The organism is Moorena sp. (assembly GCF_982860115.1).
Window position 1 is genome coordinate 1 of the sequence record NZ_CEYLVT010000322.1, and the last position, 6690, is coordinate 6690.

A 6690-nucleotide genomic window follows, 5' to 3' on the forward strand; every position below is an offset into this window, starting at 1 on the left:
ACGATAATGCATCTTCGACAATCCTGTGTAGGTTTGTCGAAGATTGTGGATGATTTAAGGACTAATTGTCAACTCTCTTCCCGACTCCCTCGGTGCGCTTTCCAACTCCCGACTCACTCAGTAGTCAATAGCTGCTAAATCTTATCAATTGTACTAATGCTGGTAAGGGGTTTGCCAAATTCAAGGCACGAAGAATGCCTAAACCCTATATATGACAAGCTTTTCCAGTCCTTGTTTCCTAAGGGCAGAAGTTCCATCCTGGGTGCAGCCCTATAACTTTCAGCTCTATTCCTCTGGCAAATTTTTGGATAAATTTCTGATAAGCTTTTAAAAAAATAATAGTATACTGAGTAAAGTTCCTCTTCTAAACACTGACCATTACATCTACCATAAGGTCAAGTATATAGTAAAACTAAGTAATTCAAAGGATGTATCTGCGATCCGACCGCCTGAGGTAGTTTACAAAATTACCAAACTAATCGATAATTTATTTCGATAGCTGTAGTGGGTAACTCAGGTGCTGGATTACCATACCTACTGCATAAATTTAGCGACAAGCCTAAGGAGAGGAAGTAGTAGTTGCTGATGAACATTAACAGAAGAAATATCTTACTAGCAGGTGGTACAGCCATGGCGGCTTACACCTTGGGTGAACTGGGTAAACCTCGTAGAGCAGTCGCCCAGAATGGGGTAGTTAATGTCTACTCCTCTCGTCACTACAAGACGGATGATGACTTATACGACAACTTCACCAGCATCACTGGTATTGAAGTGAATCTGATTGAGGGGAAAGCAAATCCATTAATAGAACGGATTAAAAGTGAGGGAGCCAATAGCCCAGCTGATGTCTTAATCACTGTTGACGCTGGTCGTCTGTGGAAAGCTGATCAGGCTGGTATTTTTGCCCCGGTTAATTCATCGGAACTCAACGCCAAGATTCCCGCTAACCTGCGACACCCTGACAATCACTGGTTTGGCTTCACTAAGCGAGCGCGGGTGATTATGTATAACAAAGACAGAGTTAACCCTGCGGATCTGTCAACTTACGAAAATCTGGCTGATCCCAAATGGCAAGGTCGCATTGCTATCCGCTCATCGAGCAACGTCTATAATCAGTCTCTGGTGGCGTCACTGATTGCCAGCCTGGGTGTACCAGCAGTAAAATCATGGGTCGAGAGCTTTGTGGGTAACTTTGCTCGCAAGCCTCAGGGTAATGATCGAGCCCAAATTGAAGCGGTTGCTGCTGGGATTGCGGATATTGCGATCGCAAATACCTATTATCTACCTCGCTATATTAAATCCGATGACCCTGCCAAGCAGGGGATATTCAAGAAAGTTGGTGTATTTTTCCCCAATCAGCAAAACCGGGGTGCCCACATTAATATCAGTGGTGGCGGCTTGGTGAAAACAGCTCCTAATCCAGGAAATGCTATCAAGTTCCTAGAGTATCTAACTAGCCCTACGGCTCAGACCTTCTTTGCTCAAGCTAATAGCGAATATCCAGTGGTTCCTGGAACACCGATTGATCCGGTACTTGCGGGCTTTGGTTTTCCTTTCAAGGAAGATCCAACCAGTGTTTCCAAATATGGTCCCAATAGTGCTACAGCAGTTCAACTTATGGATATTGCTGGTTGGGTCTAGCAGTTCTCAATACCAAATCCGTTTGTCAAAAACCCTTTATAAAAATCGACCAAATCTTTGTATGCCAGGAATCTATGGCTATGCGGATAAGGGGGGGTATGGGAACAGGATTTGGTATAATTAGCTTAAGTACTGTCGTCTTAGGGAGTAGGGAGTAGGGAGTAGCGCGGAGAAAGCAAAAACTCCTCTTTTCTCTGTTCCCTATTACCTTTTTTTTTATTCCAACACCATGAAGAATTTAGGATTTAGACTTTAGAAGTCTGCATTCTTCATTATTCATTCTGCATTCTGCATTCTTCATTCTTCATTCTTCATTATTATTCCTGAGATTTAGCAATCTTTAAACTCAATAAAATTACTGGAATAATTCCTACTAAAACAATAGCTAAAGCTGGTGCTGATGCCTGTATTAATCGTTCATCGGAGGCATACTGGTAAACTCTTACTGCCAGGGTGTCAAAATTCAAAGGTCGCATGATCAGAGTTGCTGGTAACTCTTTCATTACATCCACAAACACTAACATGGCTGCTGTCAACAATCCTCCCCACATTAATGGGGCGTGAACTTTAATTAGGGTCAGCGTAGGTCCATAACCGAGACTGCGAGAGGCATCATCTAAACTAGGCTTGATCTTACCTAGGCTGGATTCAACGGTATTGAATGAAATTGCTAGGAAGCGCACAAGATAGGCGTATACTAAAGCAATGATGGTGCCACTAAAAATTAAACCAGTGGATATGCCCAAGTTATCCTGCATCCAGCTGTCAATGATATTGTCCAACTGACCTAAGGGCATAAAGACACCAACTGCAATCACTGAACCAGGGATAGCGTAACCCATGGCAGCAGTGCGTACTGCTAAGCGCATCCCTAGTTTGGGCACTAGACGTTGCCCATAAGCCATGACTAATGCTAAGACCATGGCAATCGCAGCTGTTGTAATGGCTAATAGTAAACTATTTGTAGCTAGCTGAAGAAACTTATCATCTAAGGTTTCCTCGGCATTTTTAATGGTCATGTGTAGCAAAAATGCTGCGGGTGCTAAAAATCCAAGAGCAATGGGAATAAAACAGGCTAACAGCGCCAGTATGCCTCGGCCCCCAGTTAGTGAAAATGGCTTGATTCGTTGGTAACTACTGCCAGTCTCATAATAGCGAGATTGCTTACGAGACCAGCGTTCTAGTACAATTAAAATAATTATGAATAGTAGCAGACAGGCGGCTAGTTGAGCAGCGGCTGACTTATCATCCAATCCTAACCAGGTACGATATATCCCTGTAGTAAAGGTACTGACACCGAAATACTCTACTGTCCCAAAGTCGCTTAGGGTTTCCATTAGTGCTAAGGCCAAACCTGCCATGATCCCTGGTCTGGCTAGGGGTAGAGCGACGGTGAAGAAGCCACGCCAAGGGTTACATCCGAGGGAACGAGCAGCTTCTAGGGTACGCACGGATTGCTCTAGGAACGCTACCCTGGTGATTAGGTAAACGTAGGGATAGAGTACTAGAGACAACATGGCGATCGCACCCCACAAAGACCGGACATTGGGAAACCAATAATCGTGCACGCTAGTCCAGCCAAACAGCTGCCGCAGCCAGGTCTGTACGGGTCCAAAAAAGTCCAGCATATTGGTGTAAGTATAGGCAAGTAAATAGGCTGGTGCTGCCAGAGGAAGTAGTAGCGCCCATTCAAACACCCGGCTTCCCCAGAAGCGACACATAGTTACTAGCCATGCTGTTGAAACCCCAAGGATTAATACTCCACTACCTACACCTAGGATTAACCACAGGGAGTTGAGAATGTAACTGCCTAAGACAGTGGAGACTAAATGACTCCATACTTCTGAAGAATCGGAGAACATACTGCCCAGCACAAATAGGACTGGTGCGCAAATTAGGAGTGCGATCGCAATTACCGAGACTGTCCAAGCAGGCAAACCCAGACGATGCCATGGTTTGTTACCGCTCAATAGTGCTGAAATTTTTAGTGGCATCGGGAGTTTTCAGACGTAATGATTGTTTTGCTGGAATGGTTTCAGGGAGCTGAACTCAGAGGCTGTTTATAAAGTAAATGTATAGACAGCGATTAGTCGCTGAATATTGGTGGGTTACGGCGGAAAGATCTCTTCAAAGGTGAGCTTTTAAAGTACTCGCCGCCTAACCCACCCTACGCCTCTTGCCATTTTTTAGCAATAAACTATCCTATCAAATAATTGCTAACCTTGAACGAGAACAAAATGATTTTTTTTTTCCGTTCAGGGGTTAAATTTTAAGATGCTTGAACTACAAACCAGTAAAGTCAAGGATATTTTGACTCAGCAGCGCAATTTTTTCAGCACCGGAAAAACCAAAGATGTGGCATTCCGGATCGCCCAACTCAAGCGCCTCAAGCAAGTTATTTTAGACAATGATACTGCTATTTTAGAAGGCTTGAAAGCCGACCTGCACAAGGCGGAATTTGAATCTTATGCTACGGAAATTATCCTAGTGCAGGAAATTGATCACACCCTCAAGCATATTAAATCTTGGGTCAAGCCCAAAAGAGTCCCGGTCTCAATGGCAAATTTTCCAGGCTCTGGTCAAATTTATCCCGAACCCTTGGGAGTAGTACTGATTATCAGTCCCTGGAACTATCCATTTGCTCTAGCCATTGCTCCTTTAGTGGGTGCGATCGCAGCCGGAAACTGTTGCGTTATCAAACCCTCTGAAATCTCCCCTCACACCTCTGGTGCGATCGCAGAGATTATCCGGAAAAACTTTGACCCTAGCTATATTGCTGTAGTGGAAGGGGGAGTAGAAACCAGTCAGGAACTGTTAGCAGAAAAATTTGACCATATCTTATTCACCGGCAGCACCCAAGTTGGCAGAATTATCATGACTGCTGCTGCCAAACACCTAACCCCGGTCACCCTAGAGTTGGGAGGTAAAAGTCCCTGCATTGTGGAGACAGATGTGCCGATAGAAACTACAGCAAAACGAATTGTTTGGGGTAAGTTTATCAATGCCGGTCAAACCTGCGTTGCACCAGACTATCTGCTGGTCAATCGGAAGATTAAATCTGATTTACTCCAGCAAATCAAAGCCTGTCTCCATAAATTTTATGGAGACGATCCCGCCAAAAGTCCAGATTATGCTCGGATTATCAGTGATAAGCATTATCAGCGTTTGAGTAGCTTACTCAACGATGGTGAGATTATAATTGGTGGACAAACTAATCCAGAAGACCGCTATATTGCTCCCACGGTCATCAACAATATTTCCTTAGAGGATAAAGTTATGGAAGAGGAAATCTTTGGTCCGATTCTACCTGTGATTGAATACAGTAATTTAGATGAAGCGATTGGGATAGTTAACCAAAGACCAAAACCATTAGCGCTATATTTTTTCTCCACAGACAAAGCAAAGCAACAGCAGGTTTTGCAACAGACCTCTGCTGGTGCTGTTTGCTTGAATGAAACAGTTATGCATCTAAATGTTCCTTCCCTACCATTTGGTGGGGTTGGTGATAGTGGCATGGGTGCTTATCATGGTAAAGCTGGTTTTGATACCTTTTCTCACCAAAAAAGCGTGCTGAAGAAATCGTTCTGGCTGGATTTGCAGTTGCGGTATGCTCCCTACAAAGACAAACTCGGACAGATCAAGAAATTTGTTAGTGGTTAGTCATTCTTGGTCTTAGGGAGCGGGGAGCAGGGAGCAGGGAGTAGGGAGTCGGGAGCGGTGCGACCCGTGGCGAATTTAATTACGGGTCAAGCGCACCGAGGGAGTCGGGAATCGGGAGATAGCGCCGTCTTGGGGAGCCAGTTGCTGATTTCCCCATCTCCCCATCTTCCCCTCCTGGGAGGGGTTAGGGGTGGGTTACCATCTCCCCATCTCCTCATCTCCTCATCTCCTAACAATAGGCGCGGCGTTATAACTAATCGCTAATCATCATCGTACTTTTTATCATCATCCTCAGACCAGACTCCACTGGCTAAGCCACTCCAGCAGATCATCTTCCATTTAGCCATGGATAGTTTAGGAATTTTAGCAACAAATAGCCAGTCAGAGTGATTTAGGTGATTATAGATACGATCTTTAGCACCACTATGACTATGATTCAGCCAGCCCCAGCCAGAGATACCTTTATAGCCTCGGTGCTCCGTATCATCACCAAATCGGAAGGAGTATTCATGGTCGCCGAAGTAGTCTACTAGGTCAAAAGACTTGAACTTCTTAGACTTGATTGTCCCCTTACCCATGCCAATCTTGTATGTGCCATAGGCTTTCTCAGTGACATAGGCATCGTTGTTTTTATGTCCCACAACTTTGTAGGTAAAGTCGATATCCCAGTAGTCAGTTGTCCCTTGTTTGTAATTCTTCCCTTCTTTTTGTCCACCGAAGGCTTTTCCGTAGATGTGGATCTCACCTGTGCTGGTGTAGTCGAGGAATACCTCTGCCCCCTTGTACTCAAAATCAAAGGTATAGATATCTCTAGGATTACCAGTGAGCAGTCCATCAAGACGCAAGCCATAGGGTGGCGGACTAGCATTACCACCAGGGTGATTGCAAAGTTGAAAGGTACACTTTTGTGGAGCAAATGTGGGCTTGAATGAGAAGGGAACTAAAAAATTGATCGGAATCTCAAACTCACAGTTGTAAGCGGATTCGTGGATATTTTCGTCAGGCATGATTTGCCCTCCATCAGGTAGTTTTGCAGGTAGTGTTAATCTCTACCAATGGTCTCATAATTTACTAACAGGTTGCGGTACCCTTAAGGGTACCTTTTAGTTAACCTTAGCACAATACTGATTAAGAAAACCCCCCTGACTTGATAAGTCTAGGGGGATTCGAGGAACTAATTTCTATGAACTAATTTAAAGCCAGCCGTCAAAGATTCCTGTCAAATATTGCTAAAGAGACTAAGTGGTAGGTACTTCAGCTTGATCAGGACCCCCTCCGTTACCTTCTACCTCTTCAATGCCCATTTCCTCATACTTAGTAAAGCACTTACGCTTAGCAGCGACAGCTAGGTCGAGCACAATGGGTACTTCTAATTTGATGGGAACTTGG

Annotated in this window: 4 protein-coding genes; 2 read left to right on the top strand and 2 right to left on the bottom strand. The window is 44.4% G+C overall.

Annotated elements, in window-relative coordinates:
- The first annotated feature begins 585 nt into the window (after positions 1-585).
- Positions 586-1641, top strand: coding sequence for a Fe(3+) ABC transporter substrate-binding protein (locus AC4II3_RS30350; RefSeq protein WP_488015643.1), 1056 nt, complete (start codon positions 586-588; stop codon positions 1639-1641).
- A gap of 317 nt (positions 1642-1958) precedes the next feature.
- Here the strand turns inward: AC4II3_RS30350 and AC4II3_RS30355 are convergent, their stop codons facing one another.
- On the bottom strand, positions 1959-3635 hold the full coding sequence (locus AC4II3_RS30355; RefSeq protein WP_488015645.1) for an ABC transporter permease: 1677 nt from the start codon (positions 3633-3635) through the stop codon (positions 1959-1961).
- Between the two features lie 280 nt (positions 3636-3915).
- On the opposite strand from AC4II3_RS30355, the gene AC4II3_RS30360 reads away from it, so the two are divergent.
- Positions 3916-5301 (top strand): aldehyde dehydrogenase, encoded by a 1386-nt coding sequence (locus AC4II3_RS30360; protein ID WP_488015647.1) that lies wholly within the window; start codon positions 3916-3918, stop codon positions 5299-5301.
- A 260-nt stretch (positions 5302-5561) separates the two neighbouring features.
- Here AC4II3_RS30360 and AC4II3_RS30365 read toward each other — a convergent pair whose 3' ends face one another.
- On the bottom strand, positions 5562-6308 hold the full coding sequence (locus AC4II3_RS30365) for a hypothetical protein (RefSeq protein ID WP_488015649.1): 747 nt from the start codon (positions 6306-6308) through the stop codon (positions 5562-5564).
- Positions 6309-6690: the final 382 nt, after the last annotated feature.

Coding starts and splice junctions, on each gene's coding strand:
- AC4II3_RS30350 (WP_488015643.1), top strand. CDS start 586: ATGAACATTAACAGAAGAAATATCTTACTAGCAGGTGGTACAGCCATG.
- AC4II3_RS30355 (WP_488015645.1), bottom strand. CDS start 3,635: ATGCCACTAAAAATTTCAGCACTATTGAGCGGTAACAAACCATGGCAT.
- AC4II3_RS30360 (WP_488015647.1), top strand. CDS start 3,916: ATGCTTGAACTACAAACCAGTAAAGTCAAGGATATTTTGACTCAGCAG.
- AC4II3_RS30365 (WP_488015649.1), bottom strand. CDS start 6,308: ATGCCTGACGAAAATATCCACGAATCCGCTTACAACTGTGAGTTTGAG.